Below are 15,894 nucleotides of genomic sequence, written 5' to 3' on the forward strand. Positions count from 1 at the left end.
TCCTCTTACATAGTGATCACGGGTTCATCAAGTCAATATAACTGCAAAATGAACCCAAGATTGTTTTAGAAAAATATAGAAAACTTCTCCGGAGAATTTAAGGAAGAGTGTTCCAATCTGTACTTTTTTCGATCAGGGTTCTCCTGTACGACAAATATGTCCACTTAACAACAATCAACGGTTTAATACTGCTTCAATAGCTTTTTATTCTTGCTACTCCACAAGGGTCACTTCAAATTGGCTCGGTATAAAACTCGCCATGAATCCTATCAAACTTCCATTTTAACCAAGCCCCTGTTTCAGGTTCAATGGAAGAAAGACGGAGCCATCCGTTTTTCACTTTTTGACGGAAAAAGGGATTGTCCCGGAGCAGCCGCTCGATATAAAAACGCGGTGCTTCAATGATCAAGAGTAAACGAAGGGGGGAATGGAACAGCTCCCCGTCGGAAGAAGCAACCGACTGCCACGGAAGACCGGAAAGCAAGTCGCTCCCATTTCCTTGCATCACCCCGAATCCACCTGTAACCGTCTGCGTAGTTTTGCTGCCGCTTCCGTAATAATGCGGTGCAACGGTTGATGCGTAATATTGCAAATTGATCCATTGCCCGACCGTAGCTGGACCGGAGATGATATTTTCAAGTGCTTCGCCGGATTGGTCTTTTCGCCAGTCATAGCTGTGTAAAAACACTTTCCCGTCTAAATGGCAATGTTTTGTAAGCGTCCTGCGGCCGATAATAAAGGCTGCGTTTCCAGCCAATCCCCATTCAGGACGGATTTCGCTCCAATCGACGGAACGGCGGCTCGCCTCTGTTACCGGATTTTTCGACTTGCCAGTGCAAGGGAGATTCGCCAGCCGTTCGGCGTTTGCTTTCTGTCTCACTTCTTCTAGCTTTCCTTTTAGTAAATGGAGTGACTGCTCTGCCTTTTTCGATAAGGTTGGCAAATCGAGAAAGCAGAGTTCGTCGACTGTTGTGATATGTTCCGCTGCCACAAATACGGTCTCATCTGGAATGAAGATCCCTTCCTTCATCAGGCCTTCTCTAACTTCCTGCAAGTTACAAAGGCTTGCAAACACGCGGGCATTAAAAGCTCCGGCTGTTCCGCCGCACGCCCCGCAATCAAGGGAGGAGGCATACGGGTTATTCGTTGTCATACTTTCGTGACCGCAGATAACGACAAGGGGGGCAAAAGACGATGTTAACCCGATATTTGTTAACAATTGTTTTACGTACTGAACTTGTTCTTCCGTTGTAAACCCGATGGGTAAACCGGATGATGAACAAGATTTTTCATAATGCAATGACAAGTTTGTTGGTGGCTTCCGTTCAGCAGTTTTTTCAGCTTGCTGGAGAAAATGGCCCGCCCATCTAGGGGCAATGCTTCTGGCGATTGTATGCAAACCAAGCCATGGGCCGCTCATTTCTGGAAGCAATAAACTCGCTAATGCATGTTTTTTCATTTTTTTAAAGGTGCCCCCGATGAACTGAAATACATTCAGCCGACGACGGTATTTTGCAGCATCATCTTGTGCTGATTCGTAAATTTCATGCTGCGGCTCAATGATCGCAGGACAAGAAGGATGGGTATGGTCGCTGTCAAGTTCACGTGTTCGGATCGGCAAACCGAAAAATCCTGCGCAACCGTACGTTTCAAATGGACCGGATTCCTCTAAATGACGGCGAAAAGGCTCGGAACGGACATCAATGCAGAAAAGAAGCTGGACGGCGGCCTGCTCTTTTTGTTCAATGTATGGTCGGGATGCAATTTTTTCTTGCACCCGGGATTCGTACGTCTCTTCCCATGCCTCGAGCCAAAGGTGATGACGATTGATCCGCCAAAACCGGTCGGCAAACAATAAATAGGATGTCATTTCATCCTTCGACAATTGTTTCCACTCATCTACAGACATTCCCCCCCAATGAATCCAGGCGGCCAAAAGGGGAAGTAAACTTGAAACGTCAGCCTTTTTCTCCTGTTCCAGCGGCAAGTAAGGGGCGGCAAATGCCCATTCTAACGAAAGACGAATGGCTAAATAATCAACTAACAGTTGGTAGCCTTCTTCACTTTGCTGCGAACGCCATTTTAACATCCCGGCCCATCCCGGCAGTGCAAGAAGATGAGATTCTAAATAGTCTTTTGCCTTTTCATCCTCTATATTAAGCAGCGACAGTGAAAACAACAGTGCTGTTTCCGCATCTTCCGGCCAGTCAGCTAGGCGTTTTCTCTCTTTTTTTGAAAGAGCCGGATCGTTTTGGATAAGTTTTTGCCAAGCAGGATAAAATCCCTGTTCCCGGAATGGCATTGCCCATGCAGCCTGATTTTCATCCAAATATAGTTTGCACCATTTGATCATTTGTTGATCAAGCCGTTCGTCTAGCTTTTTCATACGGGCGCTAATCGGTTTCACCACCGCTGCATTTGTGGAACCGATCCACTCGGCTATTTCCGCCGCCAGCTCGTTCAGTTCTGATGAATCTAACCATTCATGCGGTACGGTTTCGTTCCACAAAAGTGCACGGCACAACTGTTCCGCTTTGTGGCGATGAACGGGCAGAGACTGCTCGGAAAGCCAGTTCTCCAGCTGTTTTTCAACGAAGGAGGAATCGATTTCGCCTCTAGCGAGAGCTTTGCGTACAACCGGTATTGTCGGATACAGGTGAACATGCAGGTTTTGTTGAAAATGCTCAGCTACTTCGGTAAACGGCATATGTTCAAGTTCCATCCACGGATGCCGTGCAATGAATGTTGAAATCGGCCAAAGAGGAGCAATTGCATCGCATGCCTGTTCCACGAGCTGAAGAATAGAGCGGGACACATCTTTCTTATTTCGTTTACTTTGCTCTTCAGGACGTTCAAGTGAAATCACTGTTTTACTCATGAGTCTTCTCCTCCTTCAAATATGCATGTAAGTAATAGGGGTGCCGTTCAACTGCAGGCAGACTAGGCTCACTAAAATGGACAAGCCGCATATAAAATCGGGCAGCAACACCGGTAGAACGGTGTTTAAAGAACTGTGTTAACGCCAATGAGAAAACAATAAACAGAATGAAAGCAAACCATTCAAGGGCAAGCGGAGGCGCAAAGTGAGAAGCCTCTACTTTATGCAGCATGGTCATTAGTCCGCTGCGCACTTCTTCTGAAATAAATGCAAGTATCGCTGCTAGTGCCAACCCAAGCCATCGGCCTTCTCTGAAAAGCGCAAATCTGCTCCATGCAATCGTCATGGACGAACCAAGAAGCAAAGCGCTCAATAGGCGCGCCGGCTCTTCCGGCGAAACGGACCAGAAGCCGAATCCAAGTGCCAAGCCAAGCATCGTGCCGACAAACCTATGTCCTTTTTTGTGCACCAATGTTTGTGCCGAATGTCCCGGACGGGGAACAGCCGAACCGGACTGTAAAAATAAAGTCGCTTTAAAAAAGCCGTGCAAAATAAGATGAATGACTGCCGCCTCGTAAGCGCCTAATGCACATTGAATAAGCATCATACCCATTTGTGCCATCGTTGAGGCGACTAGTTGACGTTTATAATCTACTTGAACGAAACTGACGCCGGTACCGATCATGACGGAAATAAACGCGATTAGAAGAAGGAGAGCGTGTGTGACTGTGTCCGTAAACAACGGTGAGAAATGCCAAAGCAAAAGTCCTCCGGCATTGACAAGACCAGCGTGCATCACAGCCGAAACCGGCGTCGGCGTTGCCGCAGATTCAAGCAGCCAACGGTGGAAAGGCCATTGCCCGGCAGGAATGATGGCCGCCAAAATAAGCAGCAAGCTTATTCCGGCTGTCTCCCACCATTTAAGATGAGACAACTTATCCGTTGATAAAGCGCCCGATAACTTCCACTCTCCAGTCGCATGAAACAGCCAGACAGACACTGCACATACCGCAAGGGAAGAAACAAAAAACATTGTTCCCATTTGCACCGCTTCAGCTTTTGCCGGCCGCCATTCTTTTTTTAAAGCCGTCAAAAAGACAAGACCGAAAAGAGGCATAGCCCAGAAAATGCTAAACAGGCGTAGATCATCAGTCATCCAAGTGCTTGCGGCAGAGCCGGTTGTCCATGTCAAGAATAGAAAATATAGCCGGTAGACTCGATCCCCATGCAAATATCGAATGGAAAACCGCTGGATGATAAAGCCGAGTGTTGAAATATAGACCGCCATCATCCAGCTAATTGTGTCGAACCGCCATGGTCCGGCTTTTATTTCCGCGCCAGAATAAATCCACCCGAAGAATGCCGAAGCAATCGGCAAAAGAAGCAGGCCAACGTGAACATGTACATACCAGTCGGGCACACGAGGATGCAGATAAATCAATGCGCTTATGAGCACGATCATCAATGCTGCCAGCCATCCGAAAACCAACATTTCTTGCAAATCAGGTTCCTCCTCTTGTGTGACCTTTTTGAAAGAAAAAACCGGCTATGTCATTCTAAGCAAAACAGCCTTTCTCAAGAAAATGACTGTCTTTTGCCTAAAAATGACGATAGCCGGTTTACCTTAAACCAATTTCGATTGGCTTAGATCTCCCGTTTCAGTTTTCCCATTGTCGGTTTACCTTCAACGAACCTACTAATAGATTCCGTAGGTTTTTTGAAGGTCTGCCGACTTTGGCAATTCTCTCGTATTTTTTCAAAAAAAGTTGTTTTCATTATACATCATCGTTTTCAAGATTGCACGTATTTTTTTAGAGATTTATAGAAAAAGCGTTTATGTTTATTTAAGGAGTTTCTTTTCCAAATTTTGAAACAATTTAAACACCATAATTCGCTCCCCGGTTTGAGTACTAAGGTCCGTATGGAAACTTTTTACTTTCTCTTCTGTAATTTGAAAAATCATCTCTTTCAGCTCTTCAACCCCGGATTCGACTAAACTGGAGCGGATTTGTTTCACAGACAACATCCCTTCTTTAGACTCACAGAGGGCATATTCCGCTGGGGTTAGAATACCTTGCAGCGATACAATAATCATATCCCGCAAAATATCCGTTTTGACGGACACAGATCCGCGTCCAAGAAAATCTTTTTCCCATTTTGTTAATGCTTTGCTGATTTCAGCCTCGATACTGCCTTTTGATTGATTCATGATGTTTCACCTCTCTAACAGGTACATGACAAGGAATTAAAGTTCGAAAATGATAAAACGACTGATACGATTCGTATTCCCTTTTTTGATCAATAATCATTATTATAATCATTATCGGCTTTGGCTGCTAGAAAAAAATCATTCTTTGTTTGAATCAATCATTTTGAAATGGCAATTCCATCATCAATTTAGGAATCCAAAAGAGATTGTAAAGCATATGGATAAGAACACCGTTTACCCGAGGCCCAGTCGTCACTCATCTTTTAAGGTTTCTAGAGCGTAAAAGGGAGCACGTCCCCAGTTGTCGAAAAAAGCAGTAGCCATTAACCATCGAACGATAACAATTTTCAACATCCGAGATGTAACCTGTTCAGCGTTTTATCATTGACAAAGATACAGGTTTTCGCTGCAAAAAATATCGGAAAATGTTCCAACCAAACAAAGCTGTACGGCGAGATGTATTCTTTGAGCGCTAAAACAGCGTATTTCAACCATAAAGGATCTGGTGAAACGATTGAAACATGATCTAATTTTTCTTCTTGGGTGATATACTAGAAGATATGAAAGACTTGATTCTTCTTCAAGTCATAGAAGAAGGTTGTTGATGAGGAAACGCACCGTGAACGCAACTAATTAAGAACGAGAGTTTTACTGTAATGAACATTTAGGCACTGAAAAAACTATTGCAACAATCAGCATGAAAAGAGATAATAAGATTTATATGGAATTTTATAAAATATTGCTAAAATTATTGGTAGGGGTTGTAGTAAATATGAAAGTTGTAAAATTTGGTGGAACGTCCGTTGCATCAGGACAACAAATTAAAAAAGTGTTCGACATCGTCACATCTGATCCGAAAAGAAAAATTGTCGTTGTTTCGGCTCCTGGCAAAAGATTTAAAGAAGATGTGAAAGTGACCGACTTATTAATAAAGTGCGGGGAAGAATATTTGAACAATGGCAGCGTAAAGGAAACATATGAAGCTGTTGTGAACAGATATGTTGAAATTGCTAAAGAATTAGGATTATCTAATGATATTATTGATCGAATTTCTGCTGATTTGCAAGAAATTTTACATGGGGACAAATCAAATCCTGCTCGTTTTATGGATGCGGTGAAGGCCAGCGGTGAAGATAATAATGCAAAACTGATCACTGTGTATTTTCAATCGCGCGGAGTTGAAGCCCATTATGTGAATCCTAAAGAAGCAGGGCTTATTGTGAGCGATGAACCAGGCAATGCACAAGTGCTTCCGGAAGCCTATGAAAATTTAAAAAAGCTTCGTGATCGCTCAGGAATTCTGATTTTTCCTGGATTTTTCGGCTATTCAAAAGACGGAAAGCTCGTCACCTTTTCACGTGGCGGTTCCGATATAACCGGTTCTATTTTGGCCAACGGGGTCGGAGCGGAAATATATGAAAACTTTACGGACGTAGATGCGGTCTATTCTGTAAATCCAAATTTTGTTGAAAATCCAAAAGAAATTCGGGAGCTTACATATAAAGAAATGCGTGAGTTATCTTACGCTGGCTTTGCAGTATTTCATGACGAAGCACTTATTCCGGCATTCCGTGCAGGAATCCCGGTAAATATTAAAAACACCAATAATCCATCGGCTCCTGGTACAAAAATTGTACATGAACGAACAGATTCTAACGGCCCTGTCGTGGGTATCGCTAGTGATACCGGTTTTTGCAGCATTTATGTCAATAAATATTTAATGAACAGAGAAATCGGTTTTGGCCGAAGATTGTTGCAAATTTTAGAAGATTTTGGGCTGTCATATGAACATACACCTTCTGGAATTGATGACATTTCTGTCATTTTGCGCCAGGATCAGTTTGATTCGGAAACAGAACGGAAAGTTGTAGAGCGGATCAAAAAGGAACTGGAAGTCGATAATATAGAAGTTGCTTATGATTTAGCGGTAATTATGATTGTTGGCGAAGGAATGCGGAAAAATGTCGGAACGATGGCCAGAGCTGCAACAGCGCTTGCAAACAGCGGTGTGAACCTTGAAATGATCAATCAAGGGTCATCAGAAGTGAGCATGATGTTTGGCGTAAAAGGAACGGATGAAAAGAAAGCCGTACAAGCGTTATATGAAGAGTTTTTTGGGACTAAATAACTTAATCAAAATTGTCCACGCCTGCAGACAAATTGGATTTTTTGTCTGCAGGCGGTTTTTTTTGTTGGAAAAGATAAGACATTTATAGAGATCCGGTACTTTTTTTCTGATGAATGAGTGGCTTTTTCTTTGAAAATAGCAAGTTCATGCCTCCGTTCCAATTGCATAAATCATGACCTTAAAATGGTCGGTTCATTTATTGAAAACATATGGCGATTTTATGTCTGCGATTTCACACAAATTAAAAAAGGGATTGTGTGAACGGTGAGTGAGGCGGTCAAGCAACACTGCTGTCATCCTCTCGTCCCCAATAATGCTTGCAAATTCAAAATTAGTCGTAAGATAATACTGGTTTGTTGTAAAAAGGGAAATAGAAAAGAGTCGCGTTGTTTCTTCTTTGGTAGGATAAACAATAGACAAACAAATTTTGGAAAAAAGTTATTGATGTCACTTAAACGGATCCCATACCTCCTAAAAGCTAGTTGTTAGAAGCATTGAATATGAAACTGGTTCTATTTTACTATTCTATAAAAATGATAAAATTTGCACCGATATAAATAAAAAAGGGGTTTGGGAAGGGGATCGTAGATCATATGAAAAAGAATAAAACAGTGACAGGGATCACTATTTCCAAAAAGCAAGGTGGATTGAGAAGAAGGCTGCTCAGAAGCTTTGGAATATTAATGCTGCTAACATGTTTAATGGCCGTTATTAATTTTGGGGTAATAAAAAATTTAACAAATCATACGGAAAGCATCATGAAGGAAGATGTAGAAGGACTGATCCAAAACGAGAAAATGAGATACAATATCGCAGAACGCATTTCATTAATCAACCAGTTTCTTCTATACGGAGATCGAGACATTCGTCAAAAATACGAAGAATTGGCAAAACAGAGCAGCGAGATTCAAAAGCAGTTATTGGAATTGAATTCTTCACAGCAAATGAAGGATTTAGTTGCGAAATGCCACCAATGGGAATTGCTTGTCCGACACGAGGTTTTATTTGACTATGATATGGGGAAAAAGAATGATGCTTTAAAGCAAATGAAAGAAAGTGTACAACCGCTTGGGGAAACGATTATTCAAGAATTTGAAAAAGTGATGTCAGATCGGCAAAACGATGTAATCAAAAGCGGAAATAATATGATTCAGCTTAGCAATCTATCTATCATCATCATATTAGCCGTTTTGGCCTCCATACTTTTAATCGGTTTCATCATGTCCTTTAAAATGGCTCGTTCCATTACGAATCCTTTGATCAAAATCGCCGGCCAAATGGAGCAAATATCAAAGGGAAATCTAATGTTGGAACCGTTATCAATAAAGTCGAAGGATGAAATCGGCGAATTGATGGAATCTGTCAACGAAATGGGGAATCAGCTTCGAAAGATCGTGCAAGACATATATCATGCTTCAGATACTATGTCAAAACAAAGCAGCGATTTGCTTTCTTCCTCTAAAGAGCTAAAAGAAGGGGGCAACCAAATAGCTGCGACGATGCAAGAGCTGTCGGTTGGTGCCGAATCACAAGCTAATTCTGCATCAGAGCTTTCTGAAGCAATGGGGATGTACATGGAAAAGATTTATCAAATACACAGAAATGGAAAAGAGATGTTTGATAAATCGAGAGAAGTGCTCGAGTTGACGGAAAATGGCAGCAAGCTGATGGATCAATCGAAAAAACTTTTTGATTATATATTTACAGGCATGCAAAGCAATATGAAAAAAATTAAAAAACTTGATGAACGCTCAAAACAAATTTCCAAACTCGTTGAAGTTATTCAATCCATAGCTGATCAAACCAATTTGCTCGCCTTAAATGCAGCGATTGAAGCGGCTCGAGCGGGGGAACATGGAAAAGGATTTGCAGTAGTAGCAGATGAGGTCAGAAAATTGGCTGAACAAGTTTCCAATTCCGTTGTGGATATTCAAAAAATTGTGGAAGAAGTCCATGGCGAGACGAATAAAGTGACGAAAAGCTTTGAATTAGGATTTCAACAAGTAGAATCGGGAATGGGATCAATGAACGAAACGAGTGCAGCATTTCAACAAATTAAAGAAACGATTAAAGAAATTTCCGAAAGAATCAACAATGCTAAAAATGATTTAACTGACATGTTATCAACGAGCGAATCGATTAATGATTCGATTTCCAACATCGCATCGATATCGGAAGAGGCGGCTGCAGGTATTGAACAAACATCAGCTTCAGCAGCAACGGCAAATGAATCTGCGGCAACCATTGCTTCACATGCCGAATCCATGTCAAATCTAGCTGGAGATTTGCAATCTTTAGTGAAAAGGTTTCAAGTTCAATAATCAATTTTTACGAACCGTATGACAAAATAAAAGGATGAATGGACTGGAAAGCGTGCTTGCCCGCACGCTTTTTTTAAAGAAAAAGAATGAAACTGTCTGTCATTATAGAGCGAACTTCTAAAATGACAGCGTTTACATAAACTGTTTTTTTCATTAAAATGAGCATTATAAAATAAAAAATGGAAAAGGGGATTGGAAATGTTTTTTTCCTATACTCAAGAAGAAATGGAGAGGGCTTTAAACTTATTTCATACGCTTGCAAAAGCGTATAAAAACGTTTCGGATCACGCCAATCGAGACAGCAAGGAGCATGGTTTGAATCCAACCGAATATGCTGTATTGGAACTTCTGTACATAAAGGGTCCGCAAAAACTTCAGCAAATCGGGTCAAAACTATTACTTGTCAGCGGTAATGTAACTTATGTTATTGACAAGCTTGAAAAAAACGGATGGATTTATCGGGAAAAAAATCCGAAAGATAAACGGTCAGTTTATGCAAATTTATCGGAGAAGGGGCGCCAATATTTTGATGAAATATATCCGATCCGCGCCTTAAGGATGGCGAGAGTTTTTTCCGGCCTATCCGAAGAAGAACAAGTGCAATTGATCGAACTGTTAAAAAAAGCTGCAGACTCCAGCAATAGTGTGCTGTTTCGATAATTTTTATGAATGAAATTCTATGTAATTATTGAATAAAGCTATGTTTATACCGATATAAAAAATGAGAACCCATAGTTGAGGAAGTGTTAAAATAATGGATCGCCTTTTTCAACAATTTTATGACCTCATTTTTCAATTTCACCCTGATATGATCGTTTTTTGTGATCCAAGCGGATTGGTCAAGGAAGGCAACCGAATGGCTGCGCATTTTTTGCAAAAGAAAGGTTCGATTTATCATTTTTTTCATACTTCATCCAGAAAAGAGATTCAGCATCTTTTTGAACAGGTGAGGATAACCGGCGAACCTGCAACTTTTGAGGCAGTTGTTGAGGAAACGCCTTCGTCCATCTTATGCCTTCCTTTATATAGCAATAATTTTTTTTATGGTTATGCGCTGATTATAAGAGATATTTCAAAAGTAAAGGAAGCGGATGAGAAGATTCAATATTTAACGCAATTTGACGATTTGACAAAGCTGCCAAATGAACAAGCTACTTTCAACCGTCTAGAGTATTTATGCCAAACAGAAAAAAATCCTGCTGCAGTTGTGAAGTTTCAAATTAACCGCTATAAATACATAAACGAAATTTTTGGGAAAGATATTAGTAACGAAGTGATTAAGTCATTTGCAAGGCAGTTAAGAAATATTTTTCCCGATACATACTTTATAGGTCGTCTGTCAAATGACGAGTTTTTAGTTATTGTTTACAATGTTGGAAATAAAGATGAGATGATTCGTGATATTGTGCATCGTATCAATAAGCTGGAAGATATACTTGTCATCAACGATTTGGAAATTTATTACGATTATAGCATTGGCATCGTGTTTTACCCGGTTCATGGAAGAACGCCGAAAACTTTAATTAAAAATAGTGAAATTGCTATCAAAATGGGGAAAGAAAAAAACGAGCGCATTGCCCAATTTAATAATCATAACAGCAAATCGATCGAAAGAAGAATTTTTATAGAAAATGAGCTTTACAAAGCTGTGAAAAAAAGAGAATTATGTTTATATTATCAACCGATCGTCGATACAAAAGAAAAAAAAATTACCGGCTTTGAAGTGCTGCTCAGATGGAAACATAAAGAGCTTGGGATGATTCCCCCTTCAGAATTTATACCGATTGCGGAAGATACAGGGCTTATCGTAGAAATCGGCAAATGGAGCATGGAAAAAGCTTGCCAGCAATTAAAGGAATGGAGAGATAAGGGCTTCCGTGACTTGAAAATCAGTGTCAATTTATCTATTAAACAATTTTACCAGCATGATGTTGTGAAAATGATTACGGATTACTTGACGATGTATGAAATTCCGCCTGAATGCTTTGAGCTTGAATTTACCGAAACCGTCCCAATGTACAATTTTGAATGGTTTTTGGAAATCATCCGCAGGTTAAAGAAATTAAATATAGGTCTGAGCATCGATGATTTCGGAACAGGCTATAGTTCGCTCAGCTATTTAACGAAGCTGAAGCTAGATAAAATTAAAATTGACCGTTCTTTTATTCAAAACATTTATTTAGAGCACGACCATAATGTCGTTGTAAAAACGATCATTGCTCTAGCGCAAAATTTGAAGCTTTCCATCGTAGCGGAAGGCGTCGAAAAAAAAGAACAAGTATTTTTTCTGAATCGCCACCATTGTTTTCAAATGCAAGGTTTTTATTTCAGCAAGCCTGTTTCATCTGATGAAGCATTCCAACTTTTGCAAAATTGGCCTGAAAAGAAAAAGCAATTGTTCATTTGAAAATCTTGATCGTTGGATTTCGATTGATTGCTCTTAAAAAAATATTCTGCTTTTAACAGGTGAAACCGGCAATTTTGCCGGTTTCAACGAACGAATTAGCTCTGGCTTTTTTGAAAAAGCCCAAATGTAATATTTACCATCCCCACCAAGATGCACCGACAATAATGAGAAGAATGAACAGAACGACGATTAACGCAAAGCCTCCGCCGTATCCTCCAGATACTCCAGACATATGAAAACCTCCTTGTGAAATGTTTTATTTCAGTTATAAACTATGCTGAAGAAGCTCAAGTTGTATGGGCGGTTTTCATAATAAATGCTCGACGATGGCTTTAATTTTTTCATGCTGATCGATGGAAAAATAATGTTTCATTGGACAAATACCTGATTTTACCCTGTTGATGCAGTAGTCCATTGTAAAAGATTCAGCGTCAAGCTGTTCATTGACTTCATTCCAATGAAGCGGAGCGGCAACCGTTCCATTTTCGACTCCTCTGACGGAATAAGGTGAAATGATCGTTTTTCCCTCTGCATGCTGTAAAAAGTCAATATAAAGGCGGCTGCCCCGGTTTTTCTTCAAGCGTTCAATCGTAAATTCGTTCGGATGCTGTTCGGCTAAATAATTAGCGAAAAAAGACGTAAACCGCCTCGTTTCCTCATATGAGAAAATGTTGGTGCCGATCGGAATATGAACTTGAATTCCTTTGTTTCCGGAAAGCTTTGGAAAGGAGGCAATCTCAAACCGATCTAAACATTCCTTCAGCTTGTTTGCAGCATAGATAGCCAAATGAAATTCGTTTTTCGACGGCGGATCTAAATCAAATACAATTTCTGCCGGCTGTTTTTCCTTCCACGTATTAAAGGGGATATGAAATTCAATTGCGAGCTGGTTGCCAAGCCACATTAGCGTTTTTTTGTCATTGCAAATGATATAATGAATCCCGTCGATTGTTTTTGTCTGAATAAATTCCGGGGCATAATCAGGACAATTTTTTTGAAAAAATGCTTCTCCCAACAAACCGTGCGGATAGCGGATCACCGTTAAGGGGCGGTCTTTTAAAAATGGAAGCATATAATCGGAAATTTCCAATAAATAAAGCAAAAAATCTTGTTTTTGTATATCATGTTTCGGCCAAAGAGGTTTTTCAATATGTGTGACAGCCACATCTTTGACATTGGCTTCAGCCATTTTCAGCTGCAAAAAAGTGCAGTCTCTCCAATCATGTTCCAATGCAAAGGAATGGAAAGAAGGTTCTCTTAAACTGCCGCTGTCAATGGAAAGAAACCGTACTTTCATGCAAATGGCCGGCTCTATAGTATATAGATGGTTTTCCTTTTTTCCTTTCTTTTTTATAATCTCCAACAACGCTTGTTTTTGGTTGTCAGGCATACCGTGAGAAAAAACGCCGGCTTGCACAATTGCTCCTTTATGATGAACAGAAATATGTATGTAGCCGTTGTTTGAATCAAATCCAGTGACAAAAAAGAGCGCTTCTTTAAAGTTTTTGATTTTCAGCCATTGTGATGTTCTTTTCTTGTTCTCATATGTGCTTAACATATGTTTGCAAACAACGCCTTCTCCTTCATGCTGGACAATTTTTTCCCATAATTGGGAAAACTGATGATATGCTTGAATCATTTGGATCGGGACCGGATTCTCTGGACTAACATGCAACGGTAAACCGAGTTGTTGAAATACGGAGGATAGTAGTTCTTTTCGGCTGGAAAGGGGTTTTTTTGTTATATCCTCTCCTTGCAGCAAAAGTATATCGAAAACGAGAAGCTTATATGCTTCGGTCGTTTCATCGCTTTTTCTTTTCCATTTTCTTTTTAAAGAGGCAACATCAGCGGAAAAAGCTGTTTTGAGCATAACAAGCTCTCCGTCCAAAACAAGCGGAAAAAAAGGACGCCATTTTTCTATTTGTTTTTCGATAAAATGTTTAATTTCCGGGAACGATGGGGATAAATCGTTTCCATTTCGGCTCATGAGAGAAATACGGTCTTCGTCCGCTTGCAATATCGTGCGAAAACCATCATATTTTGGCTCATATAGCCATTGCTCCCCTTCCGGAATATGGAAAGATAATGTCGGCATCATCGGTTGCATAGTGTTCACCCTTAAAGATTGGAGGATAGATTTGTGAAAAATGCAGTTTTTTTAGACAGAGACGGCGTTGTAAATGAAGTGATGACCAATCGTGTCCGTTTCGTAAATAAGCCTGAAGATTTTTATTTGCTAAAAGGAGCAGCTGAAGCTGTTGCGCTTTTGAACAGATCCAATTTTGACGTTTTCGTTGTCACAAATCAGGGCGGAATCGGATTAGGATACATGTCAGAAAAAATGCTCCACAAAATCCATGAAAAAATGGTTCGTGAAATTGAAAAAAAAGGCGGAACGATTAAAGAGGTTGCCTATTGTCCCCACGCACCGAAAGAAGGCTGCGCCTGTCGTAAGCCGGAGCCGAAGATGATTGTTGATTTGGCAAAGAAATATAACATCAATATAGAGAACAGTTATATGATTGGTGATCGTGAAGTGGATATCGCTGCCGGAAAGGCTGCAGGAGCTAAAACGATATTAGTAGGCAGCCACCATCAAGAAAAAATAGCTGATTTTCATTTTCCGGATTTGCTGTCGGCCGCCCGCTTTATTGTCCGGCAAAGCTAAGCTTTTTTGCGGGTCGTTTTCGTTTTTTTACCTGCTGCTCCGCTTTTTTCTTCTCCCTTTTTATTTAATGATTTTGAGCGTTCGATGCTTGCCTCAAGCGCACTCATTAAATCGACCACGTTCTTTTTTGGAGACGGTTCAGCCGTTTTTGTTTCGTTTTGCTGCACTTTTTCTTCAATTTTTTCTTGAATCCGTAAACGGTATTCATCTTGATATTTCTCCGGTTGGAACGTTGTTGTCAGCTGATCGATAAGCAGCATGGCAGCGTCCAGCTCTTTTTTTTCAATATTGGTATTTTGAGGAACCCCGGGAACGTCACGGGCGTTTCGCACTTCATCTGGATAATGAATCGTTTCCATTAAAATGACGTCCTCATATGTCCGGATGACAGCCAATTGTTGTTTAGAGCGCATTGAAATTTTTCCAATTCCAATCTTCCCTGATTGTTTCAATGCTTCACGAAGCAATGCATACACTTTTTGTCCGTTTTCGCCTGGACCGATATAATATGACCGGTTAAAATAAATCGGATCAATTTCCGGCAAATTCACGAAATCGACGATTTCAACCGTTTTGTCTTCATTTTCTTCCTTCAGAGCTGCTAATTCCTCATCTGCTAAAATGATGAATTTGCCTTGTACATATTCGAACCCTTTCACAATGTCATCGTTGCCAACTTCTTCGTCGCAGTTTGGACAACGTTTTGCGTATTGAATTGGGGTATGGCATTTTTTGTGAAGCTGACGAAATTTCATATCTTTGTCTTCTGTAGCAGAAAACAGTTTGACCGGGATGTTGACGAGCCCGAAGGATATGGAACCTTTCCACATCGTATGCATATTCATTCCGCCTTTCCGTAAGTTACCTTTTCTTTCTCTTTATTTTTTGCGAAAGGATCAGAATGATTTGTGTTAAAAAATGTAAGTTGCATACTCGAAAACCGGTTCATACAAATTTCGAAAAAAGAAAAAAATCGGCAATTTGCCGATTTTACGGTTGAACCAATTATTTTTTTTCATTTTTTTCTTCTTCGTCAAGAATTCCTTTTGTAGCCAGCTTGAATTCCCGCAGCGTTTTTCCTGCTGCTTTTCCAAGCTCCGGAAGCTTGCTCGGTCCAAAAAGCAAAAGTGCAACGAAAATGATTAAAATAAATTCTGTCCAACCAATTCCCATGTTCTATTCCTCCTAAAAAATGTTCCATTTCATGCCGTTATGCAATCGGAACATGAACAAATAAAACTTATGAAACATCATCCAACATCATTTTACCCTAAACAATATGA

At 40.4% G+C, this 15,894-nt stretch carries 12 protein-coding genes; 5 read left to right on the forward strand and 7 right to left on the reverse strand.

Annotation, left to right across the window (positions count from 1 at the left end):
* Positions 1-232: 232 nt before the first annotated feature.
* From NSQ44_RS06520 to NSQ44_RS06530, 3 genes are all read right to left on the reverse strand, one after another.
* Entirely contained in the window at positions 233-2,878 is a 2,646-nt protein-coding gene (locus NSQ44_RS06520) for a DUF2309 domain-containing protein (RefSeq protein WP_340856054.1), read from the reverse strand.
* Positions 2,871-4,370: an NADH dehydrogenase subunit 5 gene (locus NSQ44_RS06525; protein WP_340858167.1), complete on the reverse strand. Its 1,500-nt coding sequence runs from the start codon at positions 4,368-4,370 to the stop codon at positions 2,871-2,873. Before NSQ44_RS06525 ends, NSQ44_RS06520 begins: the two co-directional genes overlap by 8 nt.
* A 348-nt stretch (positions 4,371-4,718) precedes the next feature.
* Positions 4,719-5,087, reverse strand: coding sequence for a DUF2294 domain-containing protein (locus NSQ44_RS06530; RefSeq protein ID WP_340856060.1), 369 nt, complete (start codon positions 5,085-5,087; stop codon positions 4,719-4,721).
* 772 nt (positions 5,088-5,859) lie between these two features.
* Here NSQ44_RS06530 and NSQ44_RS06535 point away from each other — a divergent pair.
* The 4 genes from NSQ44_RS06535 to NSQ44_RS06550 all read left to right on the forward strand — a co-directional run bounded on the left by NSQ44_RS06535 (position 5,860) and on the right by NSQ44_RS06550 (position 11,943).
* Positions 5,860-7,215, forward strand: coding sequence for an aspartate kinase (locus tag NSQ44_RS06535; protein WP_340856065.1), 1,356 nt, complete (start codon positions 5,860-5,862; stop codon positions 7,213-7,215).
* A gap of 593 nt (positions 7,216-7,808) precedes the next feature.
* The gene (locus NSQ44_RS06540) at positions 7,809-9,536 is read left to right on the forward strand and encodes a methyl-accepting chemotaxis protein (protein ID WP_340856070.1); all 1,728 of its coding nucleotides are present in this window, start codon (positions 7,809-7,811) and stop codon (positions 9,534-9,536) included.
* Positions 9,537-9,734: 198 nt separating this feature from the next.
* The gene (locus tag NSQ44_RS06545) at positions 9,735-10,196 is read left to right on the forward strand and encodes a MarR family winged helix-turn-helix transcriptional regulator (RefSeq protein ID WP_063389390.1); all 462 of its coding nucleotides are present in this window, start codon (positions 9,735-9,737) and stop codon (positions 10,194-10,196) included.
* Between the two features lie 94 nt (positions 10,197-10,290).
* On the forward strand, positions 10,291-11,943 hold the full coding sequence (locus NSQ44_RS06550) for a GGDEF domain-containing phosphodiesterase (RefSeq protein ID WP_340856074.1): 1,653 nt from the start codon (positions 10,291-10,293) through the stop codon (positions 11,941-11,943).
* A 133-nt stretch (positions 11,944-12,076) separates the two neighbouring features.
* Here NSQ44_RS06550 and NSQ44_RS06555 read toward each other — a convergent pair whose 3' ends face one another.
* Together NSQ44_RS06555 and NSQ44_RS06560 are read right to left on the reverse strand one after the other, a co-directional pair.
* On the reverse strand, positions 12,077-12,175 hold the full coding sequence (locus NSQ44_RS06555; RefSeq protein WP_063389388.1) for a YjcZ family sporulation protein: 99 nt from the start codon (positions 12,173-12,175) through the stop codon (positions 12,077-12,079).
* Between the two features lie 75 nt (positions 12,176-12,250).
* Positions 12,251-14,050: a DNA ligase D gene (locus NSQ44_RS06560; protein WP_340856077.1), complete on the reverse strand. Its 1,800-nt coding sequence runs from the start codon at positions 14,048-14,050 to the stop codon at positions 12,251-12,253.
* A 33-nt stretch (positions 14,051-14,083) separates the two neighbouring features.
* Here NSQ44_RS06560 and NSQ44_RS06565 point away from each other — a divergent pair, with 33 nt between their 5' ends.
* Complete coding sequence (locus NSQ44_RS06565; RefSeq protein WP_340856080.1) at positions 14,084-14,611, forward strand: D-glycero-alpha-D-manno-heptose-1,7-bisphosphate 7-phosphatase; 528 nt, start codon at positions 14,084-14,086, stop codon at positions 14,609-14,611.
* Here NSQ44_RS06565 and ku read toward each other — a convergent pair.
* Both ku and NSQ44_RS06575 read right to left on the reverse strand, forming a co-directional pair.
* Positions 14,608-15,450: a non-homologous end joining protein Ku gene (gene ku, locus NSQ44_RS06570; RefSeq protein ID WP_340733480.1), complete on the reverse strand. Its 843-nt coding sequence runs from the start codon at positions 15,448-15,450 to the stop codon at positions 14,608-14,610. The two genes, NSQ44_RS06565 and ku, sit on opposite strands and share 4 nt — an antisense overlap.
* A 166-nt stretch (positions 15,451-15,616) precedes the next feature.
* Positions 15,617-15,784, reverse strand: coding sequence for a twin-arginine translocase TatA/TatE family subunit (locus tag NSQ44_RS06575; RefSeq protein WP_063389384.1), 168 nt, complete (start codon positions 15,782-15,784; stop codon positions 15,617-15,619).
* Between the last annotated feature and the right edge of the window lie 110 nt (positions 15,785-15,894).

The organism is Aeribacillus sp. FSL M8-0254 (assembly GCF_038008845.1).
Taxonomy (GTDB): domain Bacteria; phylum Bacillota; class Bacilli; order Bacillales; family Aeribacillaceae; genus Aeribacillus; species Aeribacillus composti.

Excerpts from the sequence above, each read along its gene's own strand:
- NSQ44_RS06540 (WP_340856070.1), top strand. The coding sequence starts at position 7,809 with ATGAAAAAGAATAAAACAGTGACAGGGATCACTATTTCCAAAAAGCAA.
- NSQ44_RS06550 (WP_340856074.1), top strand. The coding sequence starts at position 10,291 with ATGGATCGCCTTTTTCAACAATTTTATGACCTCATTTTTCAATTTCAC.
- NSQ44_RS06560 (WP_340856077.1), bottom strand. The coding sequence starts at position 14,050 with ATGCAACCGATGATGCCGACATTATCTTTCCATATTCCGGAAGGGGAG.
- ku (WP_340733480.1), bottom strand. The coding sequence starts at position 15,450 with ATGCATACGATGTGGAAAGGTTCCATATCCTTCGGGCTCGTCAACATC.
- NSQ44_RS06575 (WP_063389384.1), bottom strand. The coding sequence starts at position 15,784 with ATGGGAATTGGTTGGACAGAATTTATTTTAATCATTTTCGTTGCACTT.
- NSQ44_RS06520 (WP_340856054.1), bottom strand. The coding sequence starts at position 2,878 with ATGAGTAAAACAGTGATTTCACTTGAACGTCCTGAAGAGCAAAGTAAA.
- NSQ44_RS06525 (WP_340858167.1), bottom strand. The coding sequence starts at position 4,370 with ATGTTGGTTTTCGGATGGCTGGCAGCATTGATGATCGTGCTCATAAGC.
- NSQ44_RS06535 (WP_340856065.1), top strand. The coding sequence starts at position 5,860 with ATGAAAGTTGTAAAATTTGGTGGAACGTCCGTTGCATCAGGACAACAA.
- NSQ44_RS06555 (WP_063389388.1), bottom strand. The coding sequence starts at position 12,175 with ATGTCTGGAGTATCTGGAGGATACGGCGGAGGCTTTGCGTTAATCGTC.
- NSQ44_RS06530 (WP_340856060.1), bottom strand. The coding sequence starts at position 5,087 with ATGAATCAATCAAAAGGCAGTATCGAGGCTGAAATCAGCAAAGCATTA.
- NSQ44_RS06545 (WP_063389390.1), top strand. The coding sequence starts at position 9,735 with ATGTTTTTTTCCTATACTCAAGAAGAAATGGAGAGGGCTTTAAACTTA.